Raw genomic sequence first — 21475 nt, 5'->3', positions numbered from 1 at the left:
CAACAGCCGTGATTTCCACGGGTTGTTTGCGTCTTGCCCGCGACAGTACGGCCAGGTCTTGCGTGCCACGCGGGCGAGTTGTGTGCTGGGAGTGTCCGCGCTCCCCGCCCTTCCCTCGCCGTGGAGGAATCCGTGAGTGTTCTCGGCCGCACCCCGTCGCTCGACGACAAGTACACGGCCTCCGAAGGCCGCGCCTTGATGTCCGGGGTGCAGGCCCTGGTGCGCCTCACGCTCGAACAGCGCCGCTTGGACCGCCGACGGGGCCTGGACACCCGGGTGTTCGTCTCCGGCTACCAGGGCTCGCCGCTGGGCGGCGTGGACCTGGAGATGGGCCGGGCCTCCCGGTATCTCGACGAGGAGGGAGTGGTCTTCCGGGCCGGACTGAACGAGGAGCTTGCGGCCACCGCGGTGGGCGGCACACAGCATCTCGGGCGGCTGCCGGGCGGACGGCACGAGGGGGTCACCGGGTTCTGGTACGGCAAGAACCCGGGTCTGGACCGTGCCGCCGACGCCATCCGGCACGCCACCACCGCGGGCACCGAGCCGCTGGGCGGCGCCGTCGCCTGGATCGGCGACGACCCGGACTGCAAGTCCTCCACGCTGCCCAGCAGTTGCGAGGCCATGTGCCAGAGCCTCGCCCTGCCGCTGTTCGCGCCCGGCACGGTGCGCGAGGTGGTCGAGTACGGGCTGCACGCCGTCGCCCTGTCCAGGGCCGGGGGACTGTGGACCGGCCTCAGGATCATCGCCGACGTCGCGGACTCCTCGGCCACCGTCGATCTCGCCGAGCTGCACCGCGACATCCCCGTACCGCAGCGCAGGCCCCTGGGGGCGGCACCTGTGCTCGTCGGCCCCGCCGCACTGGACGCCGAGGAGGACCTGCTGACCCGTCGGCTGGCCATCGCCCGTGCCTACGCCCGCGAGCACGGCATCAACCGGATCGTCTCCTCCGCCCGGCACGCACGGCTCGGCGTCATCGCCGCGGGCACCTCCTTTCCCGTCGTACGGCGCGCCCTGAGCGATCTCGGCCTCGACGAGGCGGAGACGGAACGGCTCGGCCTGCGGCTCATCGCGCTCGGCATGCCCTACCCGCTCGACGCCGCGCACATCGCCGAACTCACCGAAGGACTCGACCGCGTCCTGGTCGTGGAGGACAAGACCGACTTCCTCGAAGGACACGTCAAACAAGCCCTGTACGGACGGGCCGGAGCCCCGCAGGTTCTCGGGCGCCGCGACGCGCAGGGGCGCACCCTGCTGCCGGTGCGCGGCACGCTCAAGGCGCAGGACGTCGCCCGAGCGCTCACCGCACTCGTCGGAGCCGAGCACCTGCCGCGTCCCGCGGCCACCGCGGCGACGAAGCCGCGGCCGTCCGCGCCCCGTCTGCTGCCGGTGGTCGCCGACCGCACCCCGTTCTTCTGTTCCGGCTGTCCGCACAACCGCTCCACCCGCACGGCCCAGGACACCCTCGTCGGCGTGGGCATCGGCTGCCACGCCATGGTCGCCCTGGACGACAGCGGCGCGCGCGGTAACCTCGTCGGCCTGACGCAGATGGGCGGCGAGGGGGCGCAGTGGTTCGGCCTCGCCCCGTTCACCGACGACCGGCACTTCGTGCAGAACCTCGGTGACGGCACCTTCCACCACTCCGGCTCCCTCGCGGTGCGCGCCGCCGTCGCGGCCGGCGTGACGATGACGTACAAGCTCCTGTACAACCAGGCCGTCGCGATGACCGGCGGACAGGACGTCGAAGGCGCCCTCTCCCTGCCCGCGCTCACCCGGCTCCTCGCGCTCGAAGGCGTACGGCGCATCGTGATCACCACGGACGAGCCGAAGAGCTACCGCGGGGTGCGGCTCGATCCGTGCGCGAGCGTGCGCCACCGCGACGAACTCGCCGCGGTGGAGGCCGACTTGGCTGCGGTCGATGGCGTGACGGTGCTGATCCATGACGACCGCTGCGCCGCCGAGGAACGCCGGATGCGCAAGCGCGGACTGCTGCCCGCACCGGCCGCCAAAGTGGTCGTCAACGAACGGGTCTGCGAAGGGTGCGGCGACTGCGCCGAGCAGTCGACGTGCCTGTCCGTGCAGCCCGTCACGACCGAGTTCGGCAGCAAGACCCGGATCCACCAGCCCTCCTGCAACTCCGACCTGAGCTGCCTCAAGGGCGACTGCCCCTCCTTCCTGCTCGTGGAGCCCGGCCCCGCGGCCGCGCCGTCCTCCGCCCGGGACATCCCCGAGCCCCCCGGCGGCCTGCCGGAACCCCCCGACCGCTTCGGCGGACGCGAGACGGTGGTGCGCATGCCCGGCATCGGCGGCACCGGCGTCGTCACCGTCTCCCAGATCCTTCAGATGGCCGCGCATCTGGACGGACTGCACGCGGCCGGACTCGACCAGACCGGCCTGGCGCAGAAGGGCGGGCCCGTCGTCAGTGACGTCCGCATCGGCAAGGACCCGGTCACGGGATCCGTACGGGCCTCCGGCGGCGGCATCGACGTCCTGCTCGGCTTCGACCTGCTCGGCGCGGCCGCCGAGGCAACCCTGGCGGTGTGCCGGCCCGAGCGGACCCTCGCCGTCGTCAACACGGCGGTCGTCCCCACCGCCGCCATGATCACCCGGCAGGTGGCCGTCCCCGGCAGCCCGCAGGACGCGCTCGTACGGATCGCCTCCGCGACCGGCGGGGAAACACCGTGGGCGCTGGACGCCCAAGGCCTGGCCGAGCAGCTCCTCGGCGACCACATGCCGGCCAACATGCTGCTGCTCGGCGCCGCCTACCAGCACGGCTGCCTGCCGGTCAGCGCACAGGCCGTGGAACGCGCGGTCGAACTCAACGGCGCCTCCGTGGCCAAGAACCTGGCCGCCTTCCGCTGGGGCCGCGCGGCCGTGCACGACCCCGAGGCGGTACGCCGGGCCACCGCCCCCGCGCAGCCCACCGCACCTTCCGTGAGCAGCACGCTGGAGGAGACCGTCGCCGTACGGACCGAGGACCTCACCGCGTATCAGAACAGCGCCTACGCCCGCCGCTACCGCCACGCGGTCGAGGCCGTCACCGCCCTCGCGACCGCACGCGCGGGGGAGCGGTCCGGACGGCGCATCGCCCGGGCGTTCGCGGTGTCCCTGCACCAGCTGATGGCGTACAAGGACGAGTACGAAGTGGCCCGCCTGCACCTCGACCCCTCCGAACAGGACCGTATCCGCGCCGAGTTCGGACCTGAAGCCCGGGTGTCGGTGCTGCTGCACCCGCCGGTGCTCCGCGCCCTCGGCATCGACCGCAAGCTCCGGCTGAAGCGCACCGCCGACCCGGCCTTCCGGCTGCTGCGAGCGGGCCGCCGCCTGCGCGGCACCCCGCTCGACCCCTTCGCGCACACCGAGGTGCGGCGCACCGAAAGGGCGCTCGTCACGGAGTACCAGCGGCTGATCCGCGAGGCCCTGGACCGGCTGACGGCGGACAACGCCGAGGAGGTCCTGCGGCTGGCCGAGCTGCCGCAGACCATCCGCGGATACGAGCACATCAAGATGGCGCGGGTGGCGGAGTACCGCGAGGGGGCCCGCGCGGCACTGGATGCTCTGGCGCGGTGAACCGGTGGTGGGGGTTCTCCTTCGGTGCCGGTGCCGGTGCCGGTGCCGGTGCCGGTGCAGAGGCCGGTGGCCGGTTCGGTCCGTGGCCGACTGATCCGGCCTGGTGGCGGGCCGAGGCCCCGGGAAGGCGGCACCGTACCCGACCGCCCCGCGCCCGGAGATCACCACCCACCTCTCGGTCTCCGCCCGGCCCCGCTCATACTGGAGCGAGCCCCTGCCCCCGCAGAGATCGACTTCATGGCCAAGCAGACGACTTCCCCGACCTTCGTCCCCGATACGGCATGGCTGGCGCGCGGCCGTCATCTTGGCCCGGATCCCGAGCTGGACGCCCGGCGCAACTTGATCGCGCTCAAGGCCGCCGGAGTCCTGGAGGACTTCGTCGAGCTCGAGCCCGAGGAGGCGGCGCGTTCCACCGTGCTGTATCCGCGGGACTCCGCCGCCGATCCCGGCTCCTCCGCCCGGCGCGTGTTCGAGGCGCGCTGGCGGGTGGCGGACGGTGTCGCGGTGCGGGCCCAGCTGACCACGTACGACGAAGAGGGGCGCCGGCACCAGCAGGGCGCCGTCACCTGGATCCTGGCGGCGGAGGCGGAAGGGCGCTGGGATACGGACTGGCCTTCGCCCGCCACGATGTTCTGGCCGGACGGCACCCACGTGGACTGGGACCACGACATGGTGCCGGGCCTGCGCCTCGGCACCACCAATTACCTGCCGGAGGACGACGACGAGCTGCGCGAGCGGCTCAGGGAGTGCGCGAGACGGAGCTGGTGCCTCCATCTCGTGGTGCACGAGGCGATGACCCCGGACGTACGCGGTCGCGAGCCGCTCCTGTCGTTCCTGCCGCCGAGCCTGCGCCACCAGGTGATCGAGCACCGCGCCACACCCCAGCAGGCGCAGATAGCCGACTTCGCCCTGCGCAAGGAGCGGGGTGTGCACCTGCCGCGCGGCGGCGCCGTGGTGCTGCCGGCCGGTGAGCCCGGTGACGCGTACGACGGCGAGCGCTTCACGCTCCACACGGTGTTCCTGGACGGCTCCGCGCCGGCCGACCTCATCGCCAGGATCGTCGAGCTCGCCGGTCTGCCGCGCCCCATGGCCCCGGAAGGCGAAGCCGCGCTGACCCGTCTGCGCCGGGGCCGGCACCTGTACACCCCCGACGAGGAGCTCGCTCACGCCCGGCGGATGGTCCATCACTACGCCGAGGCGCTGGAGGCCATGACGCAGTCGCGTGACCGTTACCGCGAGGCCACCGAAGCGCTCAAGGCGGCCCTGGCCGAGGCGACCGACGGCGACGGGCAGCCCCTCGCCCCCTCGCTCCTGCCCGCCAAGCCTGACGCTTCGCCCTTCAGCGCCCTCACCAAGGCGTTCGGCCGGCTTCGCGGACCGGGCAAGTGACGTCGATCGCGCCGCAAGTGACAGCGATCGCGTCGCAAGTGACATCGATCGCGTCGCACGTGACGTCGATCCCGTCGATCTCCCTCTCGCCCGCTGAACTTACCTTCCAGTAAGGTGACGGGATCGTCGGAGGAGGGGCATGGCACGGTCATCACGATCCCCGCTGTACCTGGCCGGGTTGCTCGCGGGGGCGGCGGTGGCGCACGGCGTCGCCCCACGGCAGTTCGACGCGATCGTGCCGCGGGCCCTTCCCGGCTCGCCGCGCACCTGGACCTACGGCAGCGCCGCGGTCGAACTCGCCCTCGCGGCCGGTCTCCTCGCACCGCGCACCCGCCGCACGGCTGCCCTGGCCACGGCGGGGTTCTTCGTCGCGGTCCTGCCGGCGAACGTGCAGATGGCCGTCGACTGGCAGCACCGATCCACAGCACTGAAAACAGCCGCGCTGCTGCGCCTCCCGGCGCAGGTCCCGCTGATCCGCTGGGCGCTCCACGTGGCGAAGAACCCGGAGGGCCGCTCATGAGCACGCGCGTCGAAGTCGGCGACAAGATCGAGGACTTCACCCTCGACGACGAGACGGGCACGCCCCGCACGCTGGGCGAGCTGCTCGCGGACGGGCCCGTGGTGCTGTTCTTCTACCCCGCCGCGCTCACCCCGGGCTGCACCGCCGAGGCCTGCCATTTCCGTGATCTGGCCGCCGAGTTCGCGGCGGTCGGCGCCCGGCCGGTGGGCGTCAGCTCGGACCCGGTGGAACGCCAGCAGGAGTTCGCCGAGCGGCACTCGCTCGGGATGCCCCTGCTGTCCGACCCCGACGGGAAGGTACGGACGAAGCTCGGTGTCGCGCGCGGCTTCTCGGTCCTGCCGACCAAGCGCGTCACCTTCGTCATCGACGTCGACCGCACCGTGCTCGAGGTCGTCCGCAGCGAGATCCGCATGGGCGTGCACGCCGACCGCGCCCTGGCGGCGCTGCGGGCGCGCGCCTGACGGACAGCACCCACCCCGCGCACCGGGCGGGTTTCGAATGCCCGTACGGGGACGGGGTACGTGCGGGAACGGCCGCACGGGTCCGCTGCGAACCCCGACCCGTACGGCCGGGGCGGCAGGGGCTCGGACCAGGACCAGGTGGGGACATGTCGACGGTCCACGACACCGGTGAGAACGCTGCCGGTCTGCGCGACAGCCGGATCGATCCCGCGCTGTTCGAGGAGCGGGCCGCACGTATACGGCGACGCCTGGAGCGCCTGCTCGGTATCGCCGCGACCGAGGGGAACGCGCTCGTCCCGCTGCGCAACGGCGACGAGATCTTCCCCGCGATGCTGGAGCGGATCCGGGGCGCCGAGCACACCGTCGACATGATGACGTTCGTGTACTGGAAGGGCGACATCGCCCGGCAGTTCGCGCAGGCGCTCTCCGAGCGGGCTCGGGCGGGTCTTCGCGTGCGGCTGCTCCTGGACGGGTTCGGCAGCCGGCTCATCGAGAAGCACCTGCTGGAGGAGATGGACCGGGCCGGCGTGCACGTCGCCTGGTTCCGCAGGCCCTTGTACCTGTCGCCGCTCAAGCAGAACCACCGCTGCCACCGGAAGGTGCTGGTGATCGACGAGACGGTGGCCTTCACCGGGGGAGTGGGGATCGCCGAGGAGTGGTGCGGCGACGCCCGCAACGAGCGCGAGTGGCGTGACACGCACGTCGCCGTACGTGGCCCGGCCGTCGACGGCATCGCGGCGGCCTTCGCGCAGACGTGGGCCGAGTGCCACGACGAACTCTTCGACGGACACGACCGGTTCATCCACCACGAGGCGCAGGGAGACGCGGTCGTCCAGGTGGTCCGCGGCTCGGCCGGCTTCGGCTGGCAGGACATGCAGACCCTGCTCCGAGTGGTGCTGGAATCCGCCGAGGAGCGCGTCCGCCTGGCCACGGCCTACTTCGCACCGGACCAGTACTTCGTCGACCTGCTCTGTGCGACCGCCCGCCGCGGGGTCGAGGTGGAGATCCTGCTGCCGGGCCCGTACACCGACAAGGGGGTGTGCCGCCTTTCGGGCCAGCACCACTACGAGGAGTTGCTCGCCTGTGGTGTCCGCATCCACCAGTACCAGCCGACGATGATGCACGCGAAGGTCGTCACCGTCGACCGGACCGCCGCCTTGATCGGCTCGACCAACTTCAACCGGCGCTCGCTCGACCACGACGAAGAGATCATGCTCGCCGTGCTCGACAGCGCGTTCACGGCCGAGCTGGACGCCGACTTCGCGCGCGATCTGGAGTCCAGCGTCCTGATCGAGGACGGCCGCTGGCGACGGCGGCCGGTCCTTCAGCGCGCAGCGGAGGCCGCGATGCTGCCCATCCGGCGTTTCCTGTGAACGACAGACCGCCGCGCGCTGCCCGGCACCTGCCGGGGGAAGGACCGGTGAACCTCGGGCGTCCTCAGGGGGTGGCCGCGTCGGCGGCCGGACCCCCGGAACGGTCGCCCGCCGCGGTGCCCTGCGCCGAGCGCTCCAGGACGCGGTCGGCCACCGCGAGCGCCTCGCGGATGTCCCGGGTGCCGGTGGCCACGCACAACGTGTAGGTCACGTCGTCGAGTTGCCACCGCAACTTCAGGTCCGGCCGCTCCGAGCAGCGCATCTGCAACTCCGCATAACGGCTCAGCAGCGATCTGACGAATCCCGGGTCGGGCATCAGCATGGGCAGCCCCCGTTCCTCTTGATGTTCGGTCGACGGCGGATCGAGCGAAACTCCGGATTCCCAGCTTTCGCAGGGACATGCATCACTCACCCGGGCCCGCCGACCGCTGCGTCGGGCGGGAGCGTGATGGCCGCGTGTCGCAGGCGATCGCCATGGGTACCCGGGCTGCGCGCTGCGCACGACGAGATTAGCGATCGGAACGTTGGAGGTGCTCTCCGATGCCGGAGACGCAGTCCCTCAGGGTCGGCCGACACACGCTGACGCTGCACCGCCAGGACAAGACCCTGCTGCCCGCGGGGGACACCGGTGAGCCGGTCACCAAAGGCGATCTCGTCGCGTACCACCGGGAGATCGCGCCGTTCATGCTGCCGCACCTGCGCGGTCGACCGCTGATGCTCGAACGCCTTCCCGACGGCCTCGACGGCTCCCGCATCATGCAGAAGAACGTCTCCAAGCACTTCCCCGACTGGATCCAGCGGGTCGAGGTGCCCAAGGAGGGCGGCAGCGTCGTGCACCCGGTGTGCGACGACACGGCGACGCTGATCTACCTGGTCGACCAGGCGGCCGTCACGCTGCACCGCTGGCAGTCCAGGGTCCCGGATTTCCGCTGCCCGGACCGGGTGGTGTTCGACCTCGACCCCTCCGGCGAGGGCGACTTCGAGGCGGTCCGCACGGCGGCCCGTCAGGTCCACGAACTCCTTGAACGGATCGGGCTCGCGTCCGGGGCGATGACCACAGGTTCGCGCGGCCTGCACGTCGTGGCCGTCCTCAAAGGCAGCCACACCTTCGACGAGGTGCACGACTTCGCCAAGGAGGCCGCCGACGCCCTCGCCACCGCCCACCCCGACCAACTCACCACCGCCCCGCGCAAGGCGGACCGGGGTGACCGCCTGTACCTCGACGTGCAGCGCAACGCCTACGCACAGACAGCCGTCACGCCCTACACGGTGCGCGCCAAGCCCGGCGCCCCCGTGGCCACGCCGATCGCCTGGGACCAGCTCGACGACCCCGGGCTCACGGCGCGGCGCTGGACCATCGCCGACGCCCTCGACCAGGCCCGCACCGAGCCCTGGGGCGATCTGGCCCGCCAGGGACGCTCGCTCGAACCGGCTCGCGCGGCGCTGCGGGGCCTCAAGACCTGACGTCAGCCGGTCTGGAGCGCCTCGTCGACCGCGTCGAGGAACGCGGGCAGGTCGTCGGGCTTGCGCGAGGTGATCAGCCTCCAGCCGTTCGCCTCGCAGACCTGCACCTCCTTGTCCACCCACGTGCCTCCGGCGTTGCGCACGTCCGTGGCCGTGGACGGGTACGAGGTGAGCGTCTTGCCCCGTACGACATCCGCCTCGACAGCCACCCACGGACCGTGGCAGATCGCGGCCACCGGGCGTCCGGAGGAGACGAAGGCCTTCAGCGCGTCGAGGGCCGCGTCCTGGAGGCGCAGGGTGTCCGCGTTGATGGTGCCGCCGGGGATCAGGAGCAGGTCGTAGTCGTCGGCGCGGACATCGGCCAGGGCGTGCGTCGCGGGCACGTGCTTGCCGGGGTCGCGGTCGCCGACCAGCGTGACGATGCTGTCCTTCTCGGTTGCCGCGATGTCCACCCGTACGCCCTTGTCGCGCAGGTGCTCGACCGGTGCCACGAGCTCGTCCTGTTCGACGCCGTAATTGGTCGTGATGACCAGGACGCGCCGGTCGCCGAGAGCTTCCGCAGCCATGGTTCTGCCTCCTGTTCGTCGGTGTCGGGCCGTTTGCCGGCCGTACGGACCCAGTAACCGGCAATACGGCCGTTAATCGCCGAATACGGGGCAAAAATCTTGCCCGGAAGCGCGAGGGGAAGGCCGCCGAAGCCACGGTGCTCCGGTTGCTGCCCGGAGCCGAGTGGGTGAGTTTGGTGAGGAAGGTGATGAAACGGGGGCGCACGGGTACTCGACGCTCCCGTCCCTTCCCGACCGTCGACTTCCAGGAGGAGACATGACGAACCCCGAGCAGGACCCGATGGGGACCGAAGGCCCCGCCGACGGCGGTGCCGCGGGCACGCCAGGCGTCCATGACGGGGGAGCCGACGGCGGAGCGGAGGGGCCCGCGGACGGTGGCGCCGCAGGGACTCCGGGCGTCCACGACGGCGGCGCCGACGGCGGGGCGGAAGGCCCGGCCGACGGTGGTGCCGCAGGCACGCCGGGTGTCCACGACGGGGGAGCCGACGGCGGCGCGGAGGGACCGGCCGACGGTGGCGCCGCGGGTACACCGGGCGTCCACGACGGCGGTGCCGACGGTGCGGCGGACCAGTAAGGACGCCGCGTTTGAGCACGCCTCCCCGTGAACAGCGGAGCACGCCTCCCCGTGAACAGCGGAGCACGCCTCCCCGTGAACAGCGGGACGCCGACGCCCAGCCGGGCGGCGGCGTCCCGCTCGGACGCCTGACGCGCCTGACCCGCGAGGAGTTCGCCCGCGACCACTGGTCGCGCGCGCCGCTGCTCACCCGCGCCGCCGACGACTTCGGCGACCTGTTCTCCGCCGACGCCGTCGACGAGCTCATCGCCCGCCGCGGTCTGCGGACCCCGTTCCTCCGCGTGGCCAAGGACGGAGCCACGCTTCCGGAAGCCTCGTTCACGTCCCCGGCGGGTGTCGGGGCATCGATCGGCGACCAGCTCGACGACACCGCCCTGTGGCGCAGCTTCGCGGACGGCGCCACCCTCGTCCTGCAAGCCCTGCACCGCACCTGGGAGCCGGTGGCGGACCTCGCCGCCCGCCTCGGCACCGAACTCGGACACCCCGTGCAGGCCAACGCCTACATCACACCGCCGCAGAACCGCGGGTTCGACGACCACTACGACGTCCACGACGTCTTCGTCCTCCAGATCGCGGGCACCAAGCGCTGGATGATCCACGAGCCCGTCCACCCCGACCCGCTGCGCGACCAGCCCTGGACCGACCACCGCGCGGCGGTCGCGCAGGCGGCCAAGGACGATCCGTACCTGGACACGGTGCTCGAACCGGGCGACGTCCTCTACCTGCCGCGCGGCTGGCTGCACGCGGCCCAGGCGCAGGGCGCCGTGTCGATCCACCTGACACTCGGCGTCCACACCTGGACGCGCCACGCGCTGGCCGAACAACTCGCCCAGTCCGCCCTGGCGTTGCTGCGCGAGGACCCCGAGATGCGCGCCTCCCTGCCACTCGGTGCCGAGGGCCCCGGCGCGGACCTCGACCTCGTCCGCCGACGCCTCGTCGCCGCCCTGACCGAGACCGATCCCGCACCGCTGTTCCACCGCGCCCGGCGCGCCCAGGCCCGCCCCGCCCCGCTGGGACCACTGGCCCAGCTCGCGGCCCTCAAAGGCCTCACCCCCGATACGCAGGTCCGGCTCCGCGAGGCCCTGGAGGCACGCCTGGACGGGCGGCGTCTGCGCACCCGGGCGGGGTGGCTCGACTTCCCCGAGGATGAGCTGCCGGCGGTGACCGTCCTGCTGGACGGCCGCCCGCACGCCGCGTACGAGCTCGGCCTCGGCCTCGCCGAACGGCTGCTGCGCGCGGGCGTAGCGGTGCCCGACGGATCGTGACGTGGGGGCGATGACCAAGTCCCCCGGGTTCTTCTGCGCCGAAGCCGCGAGGCAGCGGAAGGATCCGCTCGCGGGCACGGCACCATACGGCACGACCTGGATCCTCATCGAGTACCGGGGAGGCTGGCCGCCCAACGGCTTCGACGGCCTTCCGCTCGAACCCGGCACCCGGCAACGCGTGTTCTCCGCCGCCCAGGCGCTGCGGGCCCGCATCCTCCTGATCCGCCGCCACGGCCGGCACACCCCCGAAGGACCCCGGCGGTGGGCCGTGCTGCACCACGACAACGAGGGCGCCCACCGCCAGAGTTGGGGCACCTGGACGCACGACCGGGACCTCGGCGGCATCGTCGACGCCCTCGCCGCACCCGGTGACAGCGCCGCTCCGCCCGTCGTCCTCGTCTGCGCCCACGGCCTGCACGACGTGTGCTGTGCCGTGCGGGGACGGCCGGTGGCCCGGGCGTTGAGCGAGCGCTGGCCCGAACTGGTCTGGGAATGCACGCACATCGGGGGCGACAGGTTCGCCGCCAACGTCGTCGTCGCACCCGACGGCGTGTACTACGGCAACCTCGACGCCGCCTCCGCCGTCGCGGTCGTCGAGGAGCATCTGGCCGACCGCGTGCACGCCGAGCATCTGCGGGGCTACACGAACCTCTTCCCGCCGCAGCAGACCGCGGTCATCGCGCTGCTCGCCCGCTTCGGTCCGGCGGGACGGCACCACTACGCGGTCGAGCACACCTCGCGCGACGGCGACCACTGGCACGTCCGCCTGCGCGAGCGCACCCCGCGGGCGAGCGTCTACGACGTGGAGGTGCGCTCCCGTCGGACGCCGGCGCGCCAACTGACCTGCAAGGGAATCTCCATGAGCTCCACCGTCGTCTACGAGGCCGCCTCGGTCTCGGTGGACGGACAGCGCACGGAACGCGACGGCGACCGGTTCTGACGCCGGACGGCGAAGTAGCCTTCCCGACGAGGACGCATGACAGATCCCGGGAGCCCAGGGGAAGCAGCACAGCCCTCGGGGTGCACGGCGGCGAGGAGGAACGATGGGCGGGACCGGAGCGGAGTCGACAGCGGCCGAACTACGGGCGGCTGTACACGCGTTGCTGAAGGTGCTTGACCCGGAGCAGGTGCGGGAACTGCGGACGGCGCCGAGCCGCCTCGACGCGCCCGAGCTGCGGGAGTGGACGTATCTGCCGGGCTCGCGGCCCGGGTTGTCCACCGAAGCGCTGGACGGCGAACAGCGTGCGGCGGTCGACGGGGTCCTGGCCGCCGCGCACGGCACCCTCGGCGCGGAACTCGCCCTGGGCGCCATCGAAGTGGAGCGGCACCGCCGTGAACTCGTCGGCGCACCGGGCCCGGACCGGTACTGGCTGCGGCTCCTTGGAGATCCGGACACGGACGGTCCCTGGGGCTGGCGGATGAACGGCCACCACCTCGCCGTCCACGTCGTGGTGGCCGGCGAAGACGTACGGGTCACGCCCCACTTCATCGGCGCGGAGCCGGCCCGGATCGCCGAAGGCCCGCACGCGGGTCGCCGACTGCTCGGCCCGGAAGAGGACTTGGCCCGCGAACTGGTCACCGGCCTGGACCGCACGCGACGCACCTCGGCGATCTTCGCCACCGAACCGCCGGACGACATCCTCACCCGCGACGACCCGTTCGCCGACCCCGGCGTCCTTCCTCCCGGCCTCACCTACGACGCCATGACCACCCCGCAGCAGCAGCTCGTCGAACGCCTCGTGCACCGCTACCTCGACCGCGCCCCCGCCGCCTACGCACAGGCCTGCTGGTCCGAACTCCGCCGACGCGGCCTGGACGGGATCTCCTTCGCCTGGGCCGGAGGAACGGATCCCGGTGACCGGCACTACTACTGCGTACGGACACCCGAGTTCCTCATCGAGTACGACAACACCCAGGACGACGGCAACCACGCCCACTCGGTGTGGCGGCACCTGCGCCACGACTGGGGCATCGACCTGCTCAGGGCGCATTACACGGATCAGCACACTCCGCGGGATCCGGGCCAAGGCTAGGCACGGCCAGGCGGGCCAGGCCTGGGCACGGCCGGACAGGTCCCGGCACGATCCCTGTGCGGCCGCGCCCGCGGCGCGCGCCCCGAGCCCAGGACGTAGCGTGGCGCGTATGTGCTGGAGCGCCTCGGCCGATCTCGTCGCGGGCGGGATCATCACGACCGTCGGCGCGGCCTGCGTGATCCGGGCGGCCCGCCGGCGCCGCCGCGCGGTGCCACTGGCCGCGCTCCCGCTGCTCCTCGGGGCGCACCAAGTGATCGAGGCGGTCATCTGGAACGCCGGGGGCGGCAGCGGCCCCGCCACCACCGCCTGGGCGGTGATCGCCCTGCCCCTGCTGCCCCTGTGGGTTTCTCTCGGCGTGCTGTGCGCCGCTCCGGACCGGGCGCGCCGCCGTCTGCTGCTCCCCGTGGCGGCCGGGGTCCTCACCTCGACCGCCCTCGCCCACACCCTGGCCACGACACCGGTCGTGGCCGAGATCCGCGGCCACACGATGGGCTACGCCATCGGCCTTCCGTACGCGCCCCTGCTGCTGGGCGCCTACCTCCTGTCGACCGTCGGGGCGCTGCTGATGTCCGGAGACAAGGGCCTCGTCCTGCTCGGGCTCCTGGCCGGAATCGGGGCGGCACTGTGTGCGGTGGTGTGGCGGATGGAATTCATCTCGACGTGGTGCGCGTGGGCCGCGGTCTGCTCCTTGGTCCTCTACCGGTGGACCGGCACCGTACGGCCGTCGGCTGCCTCACCTCTCGTACGGCCGGCCGGCTTGCGATAGTCCCGCCCTGCCGTCACGCGCGTCCGCCCGAGGACAGGGGCGTCTTCCCCTGGTCGCCGACGGACGACGACGTGGCATCCGCCGGGACGGGCCGGTCGTGCCGCAGGGCCGTCCACACCTGGTCCGACGCCTTGTCCAGGGGCAGGACCCGCCCTGCGTCCCGCGCGTCGTACGTGACGGGCAGGGTGAGCATCCGGGTGCGCTCGGGGCTGATGCCGTCGAGGTCCTTCGCCAGACCGAGCAGCTTGCCTGCCGACGCCAGCTCGGAGTCCGTGCGGATGCTCTTGGTCGCGGTGTCGGCGAGCGCGTAGGACTGCGCCGGGTCGCCCAGCGGGTCGACGGCGTGCGCCCGGTGGATCAGTGCCTTGACGAACGCCTGCTGGAGCTGGATCCGGCCGAGATCGCTGCCGTCGCCCACGCCGTGCCGGGTGCGGACGAGCGCGAGGGACTGCTCACCGTCGAGCCGGTGCTTGCCCGCGGTGAGGGACAGGCCGCTGTTGTGGTCCTTGATGGCCGTGCGGGTGGTGAGGTCGACGCCGCCGAGCTCGTCGACGAGCTTCCGGAACCCCTTGAAGTCCACCTCGAGGTAGTGGTCCATGCGCAGGCCGGACATCTGCTCGACCGTCTTCACGGTGCAGGCAGGGCCGCCGACCGCGTACGAGGAGTTGAACATCGCCTGCCGTGCGCCGGGAGCGCTGCCCCCGCCGGACTTCGGACACGCGGGCCGCTCGACCAGGGTGTCGCGCGGGATGCTGACCACGGAGGCCTTCCGGTGGCTCTTGTCGACGTGCAGGACCATCGCCGTGTCGGCGCGCGCTCCGGCCACGCCGGATCCGTACGCGCCGTGCGTGCCCGCACGGGAGTCGGAGCCGAGCAGCAGGATGTTCTGCGCCCCGCCGCGCTGCGCGGCAGGCCGGTCCCCGCCGAGTGCGGCGTCGAGGTCCGTGGACGCGATGTTGCCGTCGAGGTGCTGCCATGCGTAGGCGAGGCCTCCGCCGGTGGCGAGCACGAGGCCCAAGGCGCCCCAGGCCACGTAACGCAGCTTCCTGCCGCGGGATTTGTGCCGCGATCGGCCGTGCGTCTTGCGGCCGGTGCCGGGCAGCGAAGGTCTGTCACGCGAGCCTGGTGCAGCGCCGTCCGGCTGCGCCGCGTGACGGTGAGGGCGGTGCTTCTGCGCCATGTGCTGACCTTTCTCCTCCGGCCGGTGCTCCCGGCTGTACGGGGAACATCAGCCAGCCCTAACGCCGGCGAGCGGACCGACGCAAAGGCGGCACGTACTACCCCGGGCAGCAGACGGCGTCGCGAAATCCGCCCCCTCGGCGCCCTCGCCCCTCTGCCCAGGGCCGGCGGCTCTACTAGCGTCCTTAGGGTGTGCGCCGGGTCATATGGGTGGGCTCACACTTCGGGCGACACCGGGGCACCTGGTCCCCGCCGCTCCGTAACTCCCTGAACAGACCGCGAACGCGCGGCGCACGCCCACGCCACACCCGCCCCCTGACGACCTCGTCGCCTTCAAAACTTGGCCGAGTCATGCCATAGACGGCACCGGATTCCTTGAATACAAGAACCGTGGGAGCGCTCTCACCCCCCACCGGCCCACGCCCCACGGAGGCGCCATGAGAACGAGCCGTACGACGTCCGCCGCCCATCCCCGGGCCCTGAGCCGCTGGAGAGCCGCGCTGATCGCGGCCCTCGCGGCGGTCGGGGTCGTCACCGTGATGCTGCCCGCCGACGCGCGCGGAGACGTGCCGCCGCCCCCGCCCGGCTGGACCTTGCAGTGGAGCGACGACTTCACCGGGCCGGGCAACACGCTGCCCTCGTCCGCGAACTGGCAGATCGACACCGGCCACAACTACCCCGGCGGACCCGCGAACTGGGGCACGGGCGAGATCCAGAACTACACCGCGAACCCGTCCAACCTCAGCCTCGACGGCGCGGGCAACCTCCGGATCACCCCACTCAAGGACAGCGCGGGCAACTGGACTTCGGGCCGCATCGAGACCCGCCGCGCCGACTTCAAGGCACCCGCGGGCGGCACGCTCGCCATCGAGGGCCGCATTCAGATGCCGAACGTCACCGGCAGGCAGGCCCTCGGCTACTGGCCGGCCTTCTGGGCGCTCGGCGCACCGTACCGCGGCAACTACTGGAACTGGCCGGCCATCGGCGAGTTCGACATCATGGAGAACGTCAACGGGATCAACTCCGTCTGGGGCGTGCTGCATTGCGGCGTGAACCCGGGCGGCCCCTGCAACGAGACCCAGGGCATCGGAGCGAGCCGGGCCTGCCCGGGCGCGAGCTGCCAGTCCGCCTTCCACACGTACCGCTTCGAATGGGACCGCAGCGTCAGCCCCAACGTGTTGCGCTGGTACGTCGACGGGCAGCTGTACCAGAGCGTCGACGAGAACCGGGTCGGCGCCGAGGCGTGGCAGAACATGACCAGCCACGCCGGCTACTTCATCCTGCTCAACGTGGCGATGGGCGGCGCCTTCCCCGACGGTGTCGCGGGCCACGCCACCCCGGTCGCGGAGACCGTGTCGGGCCGCCCGATGCTGGTGGACTACGTGGCGGTGTGGACCCGGGGCGGCGGCACGGACCCCGGCCCCGATCCCGGTGACCCGACCGCACTCCACCTGCGCAGCGGCGGCACGCTCGGCGCCGCCCAGCCGTCCGCCTCGACCGTCACGCTCGCCTCGGCGGGCGGCGTGAACCGTGACGGCACCCCGCACAACCCGCAGGTCTTCACGGCGACAGGCGTCAGCGGCGCGTACACGGGCGGCTCGACGCAGTTCGACCTCTTCGTCGACGCCGGTACGACCGTCGCCAACGGGCAGCAGATAAGGGTGAGTTACGACCGGACGGGCGACGGCAGCTGGGAACGCGCGGAGACGTACCACTACTTCGCCACCGACCCGGTGCCGGGCTACGAGCACTACACGCACACACGCGGTCTCCGCTCCGCCACCGGCACGCACGGCACGATGACCAACGGCACCGTGCGCGTCGAGGTGTGGAACGCGATAGGCAACGGGCCGAGCACGGTGGGCATCGGCAACCAGTCACAGCTGACCGTTCCCATCGGCTGAGACGCGGAGTGCGGCCGGCGCGTGGCGATCCTGCCGACGCGTCGACCGCACTCTCCGGTCTCGACTCCCGGGCCGCGGACGTTCATCGAGCCACGCCGCGGCCGGGGTAAGCGGTCCGCTCTCAGCGGCGGCGCAACCGGCCGAGGAGCGAGCGCGCCTGGGCGCGCTTGCGCGGGTCGCGGGCCGCGCGCTGCGCCGAGGCGATGGTGCGCCGCCCCTGCGGGGTGCGGCTGTACCGCTTGATGCGGTTGAGGATGCCGGGCATCTGGCCTCCAAGGTCTCGTCGGTGCGTCGCCCGCCCGAATACCCGCGATCCCCGGCCGGACACGCGTCGCGCCGGCGCCGCCGGGCGGGGTCCCGCCGCGACGAGCGGTGGACACCCTCTTGACCCGGCCCATGACCACCTGAGGAAATCGCAGGAGGCCCGGAGCGCACCCGGCGGGCTGCTTCCCTGCCGGCTGCGTGACAGCGCGACAGTGAAGGGGTGCGGCATGCGGATCGCAGCGGAAGAGGGCGACATCACCACCATCATCGGTGGAATCGCCCCGGACTGGGGCCCGTTCGGCAGCCTCGGCGCCGAGGCCCGCACGATGGTGCAGATCGTGATGGCGACCGCCATCCTGATCTGCCTGGCCATCGCCATCTGGGGCGCGGCCAAGCAACGGATCGGCGCCACCGCCCTGCGGGACACCTTCAGCGCCGAGCAGGGCAAGGGACTGATCGTGGCCGGCCTGACGGGCGTGTTCATCATCGGTTCGCTCGGCACGGTGTTCACGATCGTCTATGGCATGGCCGTCTGAACCGGGGCTGCGCGGAGGGAGCCTCCGCGCAGCCCGTCCGGTGCATGGCGTGCCGGTGGCCGGTGACCTGCCGGTGATCGATGTACGGGTACGGGTCAGAAGTAGTGCTTGCGTCCGCCGACCGCGCGGCCCGTCGCACCGAGGACCCACAGGATCGCGCCGACCACGATGAGGATGCCGCCGACGGTCGTCAGCAGGGACACGCCCACCAGCATGCCGATGAGCAGCAGAATGAGTCCGAGAACAATCATCACGTATCCGATCTTCCGAGTCTGTGGTGTGGCACGCGCGTGACCGCGTCCACGGCCGGTCACTTCTTCGCCCAGCGCTGACGGCGTCCGGCCGGTGTGACGCTCCACCCATGTGCCCCGGTCCGCAGGGCATATGCGTGCCGCGTCGACGGTCGATGGCCGCAAGCCGTCGCGAGGAGGCGGGACGGGCCGATGTCGGCGGACTTGTCGCGAAGCAGCCGTACATGCCCGTGAAGTCCGGGGGAAGGCGCCTCATAAGGGAGTTGACGTTCGAGGTCGATGTCCGCGGCGAGGACTTCCCGGTCCGCCCGCGGATCAGCGGAGGTGTTGCCACCATGGGTGCGAAGGTCCTGGAGCGATTTCCGGCGGGGGCTCCGCGTGGATCGTGGCCGGCGGAGGAGTGCGCGGCGGCCCACCGTGCCGCGGGCGAGCCCGCGTCGGTGGTCATGGACCTCGAGTCGGACGCCTTCCTCGTCGTGGTGCCCGCACACGACGAGGAGTAGCGTCCGCACGCCCGGCATCCGGGCAGACGGACCGGTGGCCGGAAGGGCCCGGTCTCAGGCCGGCACGTGGAGCGCGGACGCCTGACGCGGCACCGACGGCAGACCGGTCCAGTCCAGGCGCAGGACCGCCAGATCGTCCGTATGGCGCCCGTCGTTGCGCCGCCGGGCCTCGGCGATGATCCGGTCGAGATGCGCCGCCGGGTCGGTGTCCGGCGACCCGTCCATGAGGGGCAGCAGGCCTTCGAGGCCGAGCCGCTGCCCCTCGTCCCCGTCGTACCCCTCGACGAGTCCGTCCGTGTACAGAGTCAGCGCGCCCGCGGCCGGCAGAGGGATCTCGGTGGCGTACCACCGCCGCTGGCCGGGTCTGACGCCGAGCGCCAGACCGAGCCGGGCGGGCACCTCCCGGGTGCGCCCGTGCTCGGTCAGCAACGGGCCGTGGTGGCCCGCGAGATGCAGCGTGGCGGTGGCCGTGGCGCGGTCGAGGGTGAGCAGGGTGATGGTCGTGAAGAGGTCCTCCGTACTGCGCTCCGCCACGTGCATGCGTTCCATCAGAGCGAGGAGTTCCACACCGCGGTGGCCGCCCAGCGTGAGGGAGCGCCAGGCGATGCGCAGGCACACCCCCAGCGCGGCGGCGTCCGCACCGTGCCCGCTGACGTCGCCGATGATCGCGTGCACCCGGCCGTCTTCGGTCTCGACCACGTCGAGGAAGTCGCCGCCGAGCAGGGCCTGTTCGCGCCCGGGCAGGTAGCGGCTGGTCGCGGTGACGCCGGGGGAGCGGAGCATCGGATCCGGCAGCAGGCCGCGCTCGAGCCGCGCGTTCTCCGCGGCGCGCAGGCGGCCGGCCCGGAGGTCGGAGTTGGCGCGTTCGGCCTGCTTGCGCTGGACGGCGTAGCGGACCGCGCGCTGCAGCAGCTCGGGCTCCACCTTGCCCTTGACCAGATAGTCCTGGGCCCCCGCGGCGAGCGCCTCGACGCCGGCCTGGGATTCGGCCAGCCCGGTCAGGACGATCACCGCCGCGTCCGCCGACGACTTCAGTACGGCCTCGACGGCGTTGAGCCCTGAGGCGTCCGGCAGGTGCAGATCGAGCAGGACGCAGTCCGCGCCCTGCTCGGCGAGTTCGGCGCGTGCGTCGGCGAGGGTCCGGCGGTGCACGAGGCTGTGGTCGAGGTCGGTGTCGAGCAGCAGCTCCTCGACGAGAAGGGCATCACCGTCGTCGTCCTCGACGAGCAGGATCCGGCACTTCGACGATCCGGGCACAGGGATCACGGTCATGGCGATGTCGGTGCTCCGATCTCATCCGCGCGTACGGGGCCTTGATCAGGGAGGGTGAAACTGATGGCGGCGCCGTCCCCCTCGACCGGGTCGACGTGAATGGTGCCCCCGTGGAACTCGACGGCCTTCTTGCACATGGCCAGACCTATCCCGGTACCGGGATAGGCGTCACGGGTGTGCAGCCGCTGGAAGATGATGAACACCTTCTCGCGGAACTCCGGTGCGATCCCGATGCCGTTGTCGCGCACCGTGAAACGCCACTGCTCGCCCTCCTGGGCGACCGTCACCTTGATGTGCGGCGGCCGGTCGGGCGCGCGGAACTTCAGCGCGTTCGACAGCAGGTTCTGCCAGAGCAGACCGAGTTGGTGCGGACTGCCGGTGATGGTCGGCAGCGGGTCGTGCTCCACCCGCGCACCGGTCTCCTCCAGGGCGACACTGAGTGAGTCCAGCGCCCCCTTGAAGGACTCCTCCAGATCCACCTCGGACAGGTCGCTGTCCACGCGGCCCACGCGCGAGAAGGCCAGCAGGTCGTTGATGAGGATCTGCATCCGGTTGGCGCCGTCCACGGCGAACGCGATGTACTGGTCCGCGCGTTCGTCGAGCTTGTCCCCGTACCGTCGTTGCAGGAGCTGCGTGAAGCTGGAGATCTTGCGCAGCGGCTCCTGGAGGTCGTGCGAGGCCACGTACGCGAACTGCTCCAGCTCGGCGTTGGACCGCCGCAGGTCCGCCGCCTGCTGATCCAGCAACTGCCGGTCCTGCTCGCTCCGTTCGAGCTCCTCCACCAGACGCCGACGCATGGCGTCCACGTCCCGGGCCAGCTGTTGCAGGTCCGCGGGACCGCTCGCGGGCACGGCGCGGTCGAAACGGCCGCGGCTCACGTCCCGCGCGGCCTGCGCGATCCCGCCGAGCGGGTCGGTGACACCGCGGCGCAGCGCGGCGAAGACGATGAAGGCCACGGCCACGATGACCGCCGTGATGGCGGCGAACACCCAAGTGCGCAGCGTCTGCGCGGAATCGAGCTGCTCGCCCGCCCTCGCGCGGGCGGCGATCAGGTGCTCCTGCTGGTCGTCGAGCGCCTTCCGTACGGCGTCGAACAGGACTTTGCCGTCCGCGGCCCGCTCGGCCGCCGTGGCGACCGCGGCGGCCGGATCGGCGTCGGCGACCGGCCGGGCCACCTTCTGCTGCCAGGCCTCGATCCGCTCGCGTACGACGGCGAGATCCCGCTGTGCCGTGCCGGACTCGCGGGTCAGACCGTCCAGCGTCCGCAGGGCGGTCCGCTCCTCGTCGAGTCCTTGGGTGTAGGGGAGCAGGAACTCCCGCTCACCCGAGAGCCCGTAACCGCGTACCCCCGTCTCCTGGTTGACGAGCGCGGCCTCCAGGCGGACGGCGTTGAACAGGGCGGGGGAGCGCACCTCCACCACTTCGTCCGTCAGGTCGCCGGAGCGCTGCAGAGCCCACAGGCCCGCGCCCCCGAGCAGCAGCAGGACCACCGACGTGATCGTGACGCCGACCCGCAGCCAGCGCCGCGTGGTCCACCGGGATATGCCGGACCTCGTATCCGGCGCGGCGCCAATTGGCATACGACCTG

Annotated in this window: 21 protein-coding genes; 14 read left to right on the top strand and 7 right to left on the bottom strand. The window is 72.1% G+C overall.

The window, feature by feature from the left end:
• The first annotated feature begins 132 nt into the window (after positions 1 to 132).
• The 5 genes from BLT97_RS00210 to BLT97_RS00190 all read left to right on the top strand — a co-directional run bounded on the left by BLT97_RS00210 (position 133) and on the right by BLT97_RS00190 (position 7310).
• On the top strand, positions 133 to 3567 hold the full coding sequence (locus tag BLT97_RS00210) for an indolepyruvate ferredoxin oxidoreductase family protein (protein ID WP_093606570.1): 3435 nt from the start codon (positions 133 to 135) through the stop codon (positions 3565 to 3567).
• A gap of 237 nt (positions 3568 to 3804) precedes the next feature.
• A complete protein-coding gene (locus BLT97_RS00205) occupies positions 3805 to 4956 on the top strand; it encodes a hypothetical protein (RefSeq protein WP_093606569.1) in 1152 nt (383 codons plus the stop codon).
• A gap of 139 nt (positions 4957 to 5095) precedes the next feature.
• Positions 5096 to 5476, top strand: coding sequence for a DoxX family protein (locus BLT97_RS00200; RefSeq protein WP_093606568.1), 381 nt, complete (start codon positions 5096 to 5098; stop codon positions 5474 to 5476).
• Positions 5473 to 5937, top strand: a complete 465-nt coding sequence (locus tag BLT97_RS00195; protein ID WP_093606567.1) for a peroxiredoxin — start codon at positions 5473 to 5475, stop codon at positions 5935 to 5937. Before BLT97_RS00200 ends, BLT97_RS00195 begins: the two co-directional genes overlap by 4 nt.
• 146 nt (positions 5938 to 6083) lie before the next feature.
• Entirely contained in the window at positions 6084 to 7310 is a 1227-nt protein-coding gene (locus BLT97_RS00190; protein WP_093606566.1) for a phospholipase D-like domain-containing protein, read from the top strand.
• A 64-nt stretch (positions 7311 to 7374) separates the two neighbouring features.
• Here BLT97_RS00190 and BLT97_RS00185 read toward each other — a convergent pair whose 3' ends face one another.
• Positions 7375 to 7632, bottom strand: a complete 258-nt coding sequence (locus tag BLT97_RS00185; RefSeq protein WP_093606565.1) for a DUF5133 domain-containing protein — start codon at positions 7630 to 7632, stop codon at positions 7375 to 7377.
• A 218-nt stretch (positions 7633 to 7850) separates the two neighbouring features.
• Between BLT97_RS00185 and ligD the strand changes: the two genes are divergently transcribed.
• Positions 7851 to 8774, top strand: coding sequence for a non-homologous end-joining DNA ligase (ligD, locus tag BLT97_RS00180; RefSeq protein WP_093606564.1), 924 nt, complete (start codon positions 7851 to 7853; stop codon positions 8772 to 8774).
• Positions 8775 to 8776: 2 nt separating this feature from the next.
• On the opposite strand, the gene BLT97_RS00175 is transcribed toward ligD, so the two are convergent.
• Positions 8777 to 9340 carry a type 1 glutamine amidotransferase domain-containing protein gene (locus BLT97_RS00175; RefSeq protein ID WP_093606563.1) on the bottom strand — a complete coding sequence of 188 codons (564 nt, stop codon included), beginning with the start codon at positions 9338 to 9340 and terminating at the stop codon, positions 8777 to 8779.
• A 256-nt stretch (positions 9341 to 9596) separates the two neighbouring features.
• Here BLT97_RS00175 and BLT97_RS00170 point away from each other — a divergent pair, with 256 nt between their 5' ends.
• From BLT97_RS00170 to BLT97_RS00150, 5 genes are all read left to right on the top strand, one after another.
• The gene (locus BLT97_RS00170; protein ID WP_093606562.1) at positions 9597 to 9914 is read left to right on the top strand and encodes a hypothetical protein; all 318 of its coding nucleotides are present in this window, start codon (positions 9597 to 9599) and stop codon (positions 9912 to 9914) included.
• A 128-nt stretch (positions 9915 to 10042) separates the two neighbouring features.
• Positions 10043 to 11179, top strand: coding sequence for a cupin domain-containing protein (locus BLT97_RS00165; protein ID WP_093607660.1), 1137 nt, complete (start codon positions 10043 to 10045; stop codon positions 11177 to 11179).
• Between the two features lie 10 nt (positions 11180 to 11189).
• On the top strand, positions 11190 to 12119 hold the full coding sequence (locus tag BLT97_RS00160; protein WP_093607661.1) for a ferredoxin family protein: 930 nt from the start codon (positions 11190 to 11192) through the stop codon (positions 12117 to 12119).
• Between the two features lie 103 nt (positions 12120 to 12222).
• Complete coding sequence (locus BLT97_RS00155) at positions 12223 to 13212, top strand: DUF3500 domain-containing protein (RefSeq protein WP_093606561.1); 990 nt, start codon at positions 12223 to 12225, stop codon at positions 13210 to 13212.
• 109 nt (positions 13213 to 13321) lie between these two features.
• Positions 13322 to 13978, top strand: coding sequence for a DUF6629 family protein (locus BLT97_RS00150; protein WP_093606560.1), 657 nt, complete (start codon positions 13322 to 13324; stop codon positions 13976 to 13978).
• A gap of 13 nt (positions 13979 to 13991) precedes the next feature.
• Here BLT97_RS00150 and BLT97_RS00145 read toward each other — a convergent pair whose 3' ends face one another.
• Positions 13992 to 15011 (bottom strand): LCP family protein, encoded by a 1020-nt coding sequence (locus BLT97_RS00145; RefSeq protein WP_425442623.1) that lies wholly within the window; start codon positions 15009 to 15011, stop codon positions 13992 to 13994.
• Positions 15012 to 15594: 583 nt separating this feature from the next.
• On the opposite strand from BLT97_RS00145, the gene BLT97_RS00140 reads away from it, so the two are divergent.
• Positions 15595 to 17061, top strand: coding sequence for a glycoside hydrolase family 16 protein (locus BLT97_RS00140; protein ID WP_093606558.1), 1467 nt, complete (start codon positions 15595 to 15597; stop codon positions 17059 to 17061).
• 121 nt (positions 17062 to 17182) lie between these two features.
• On the opposite strand, the gene BLT97_RS37690 is transcribed toward BLT97_RS00140, so the two are convergent.
• On the bottom strand, positions 17183 to 17326 hold the full coding sequence (locus BLT97_RS37690) for a hypothetical protein (RefSeq protein WP_176953578.1): 144 nt from the start codon (positions 17324 to 17326) through the stop codon (positions 17183 to 17185).
• Between the two features lie 226 nt (positions 17327 to 17552).
• Between BLT97_RS37690 and BLT97_RS00135 the strand changes: the two genes are divergently transcribed.
• A complete protein-coding gene (locus BLT97_RS00135; RefSeq protein ID WP_093606557.1) occupies positions 17553 to 17861 on the top strand; it encodes a hypothetical protein in 309 nt (102 codons plus the stop codon).
• Between the two features lie 95 nt (positions 17862 to 17956).
• Here BLT97_RS00135 and BLT97_RS00130 read toward each other — a convergent pair whose 3' ends face one another.
• Entirely contained in the window at positions 17957 to 18112 is a 156-nt protein-coding gene (locus BLT97_RS00130) for a DUF6131 family protein (RefSeq protein ID WP_093606556.1), read from the bottom strand.
• A gap of 155 nt (positions 18113 to 18267) precedes the next feature.
• On the opposite strand from BLT97_RS00130, the gene BLT97_RS00125 reads away from it, so the two are divergent.
• Positions 18268 to 18615, top strand: coding sequence for a hypothetical protein (locus tag BLT97_RS00125; RefSeq protein WP_093606555.1), 348 nt, complete (start codon positions 18268 to 18270; stop codon positions 18613 to 18615).
• A gap of 54 nt (positions 18616 to 18669) precedes the next feature.
• Here BLT97_RS00125 and BLT97_RS00120 read toward each other — a convergent pair whose 3' ends face one another.
• Entirely contained in the window at positions 18670 to 19887 is a 1218-nt protein-coding gene (locus BLT97_RS00120) for a PP2C family protein-serine/threonine phosphatase (protein ID WP_093606554.1), read from the bottom strand.
• Positions 19884 to 21467 carry a sensor histidine kinase gene (locus BLT97_RS00115; RefSeq protein ID WP_093606553.1) on the bottom strand — a complete coding sequence of 528 codons (1584 nt, stop codon included), beginning with the start codon at positions 21465 to 21467 and terminating at the stop codon, positions 19884 to 19886. Before BLT97_RS00115 ends, BLT97_RS00120 begins: the two co-directional genes overlap by 4 nt.
• Positions 21468 to 21475 lie beyond the last annotated feature (8 nt).

The organism is Streptomyces indicus, assembly GCF_900100315.1.
GTDB lineage: Bacteria > Actinomycetota > Actinomycetes > Streptomycetales > Streptomycetaceae > Streptomyces > Streptomyces indicus.
Note: the sequence above shows the minus strand (reverse complement) of the source record. Positions and strands in the feature narration are given on the sequence as shown.

Excerpts from the sequence above, each read along its gene's own strand:
- BLT97_RS00205 (WP_093606569.1), top strand. The coding sequence starts at position 3,805 with ATGGCCAAGCAGACGACTTCCCCGACCTTCGTCCCCGATACGGCATGG.
- BLT97_RS00200 (WP_093606568.1), top strand. The coding sequence starts at position 5,096 with ATGGCACGGTCATCACGATCCCCGCTGTACCTGGCCGGGTTGCTCGCG.
- BLT97_RS00195 (WP_093606567.1), top strand. The coding sequence starts at position 5,473 with ATGAGCACGCGCGTCGAAGTCGGCGACAAGATCGAGGACTTCACCCTC.
- BLT97_RS00190 (WP_093606566.1), top strand. The coding sequence starts at position 6,084 with ATGTCGACGGTCCACGACACCGGTGAGAACGCTGCCGGTCTGCGCGAC.
- BLT97_RS00185 (WP_093606565.1), bottom strand. The coding sequence starts at position 7,632 with ATGCTGATGCCCGACCCGGGATTCGTCAGATCGCTGCTGAGCCGTTAT.
- ligD (WP_093606564.1), top strand. The coding sequence starts at position 7,851 with ATGCCGGAGACGCAGTCCCTCAGGGTCGGCCGACACACGCTGACGCTG.
- BLT97_RS00175 (WP_093606563.1), bottom strand. The coding sequence starts at position 9,340 with ATGGCTGCGGAAGCTCTCGGCGACCGGCGCGTCCTGGTCATCACGACC.
- BLT97_RS00170 (WP_093606562.1), top strand. The coding sequence starts at position 9,597 with ATGACGAACCCCGAGCAGGACCCGATGGGGACCGAAGGCCCCGCCGAC.
- BLT97_RS00160 (WP_093607661.1), top strand. The coding sequence starts at position 11,190 with ATGACCAAGTCCCCCGGGTTCTTCTGCGCCGAAGCCGCGAGGCAGCGG.
- BLT97_RS00155 (WP_093606561.1), top strand. The coding sequence starts at position 12,223 with ATGGGCGGGACCGGAGCGGAGTCGACAGCGGCCGAACTACGGGCGGCT.
- BLT97_RS00150 (WP_093606560.1), top strand. The coding sequence starts at position 13,322 with ATGTGCTGGAGCGCCTCGGCCGATCTCGTCGCGGGCGGGATCATCACG.
- BLT97_RS00140 (WP_093606558.1), top strand. The coding sequence starts at position 15,595 with ATGAGAACGAGCCGTACGACGTCCGCCGCCCATCCCCGGGCCCTGAGC.
- BLT97_RS37690 (WP_176953578.1), bottom strand. The coding sequence starts at position 17,326 with ATGCCCGGCATCCTCAACCGCATCAAGCGGTACAGCCGCACCCCGCAG.
- BLT97_RS00135 (WP_093606557.1), top strand. The coding sequence starts at position 17,553 with ATGCGGATCGCAGCGGAAGAGGGCGACATCACCACCATCATCGGTGGA.
- BLT97_RS00130 (WP_093606556.1), bottom strand. The coding sequence starts at position 18,112 with ATGATTGTTCTCGGACTCATTCTGCTGCTCATCGGCATGCTGGTGGGC.
- BLT97_RS00125 (WP_093606555.1), top strand. The coding sequence starts at position 18,268 with ATGGCCGCAAGCCGTCGCGAGGAGGCGGGACGGGCCGATGTCGGCGGA.
- BLT97_RS00120 (WP_093606554.1), bottom strand. The coding sequence starts at position 19,887 with ATGACCGTGATCCCTGTGCCCGGATCGTCGAAGTGCCGGATCCTGCTC.
- BLT97_RS00115 (WP_093606553.1), bottom strand. The coding sequence starts at position 21,467 with ATGCCAATTGGCGCCGCGCCGGATACGAGGTCCGGCATATCCCGGTGG.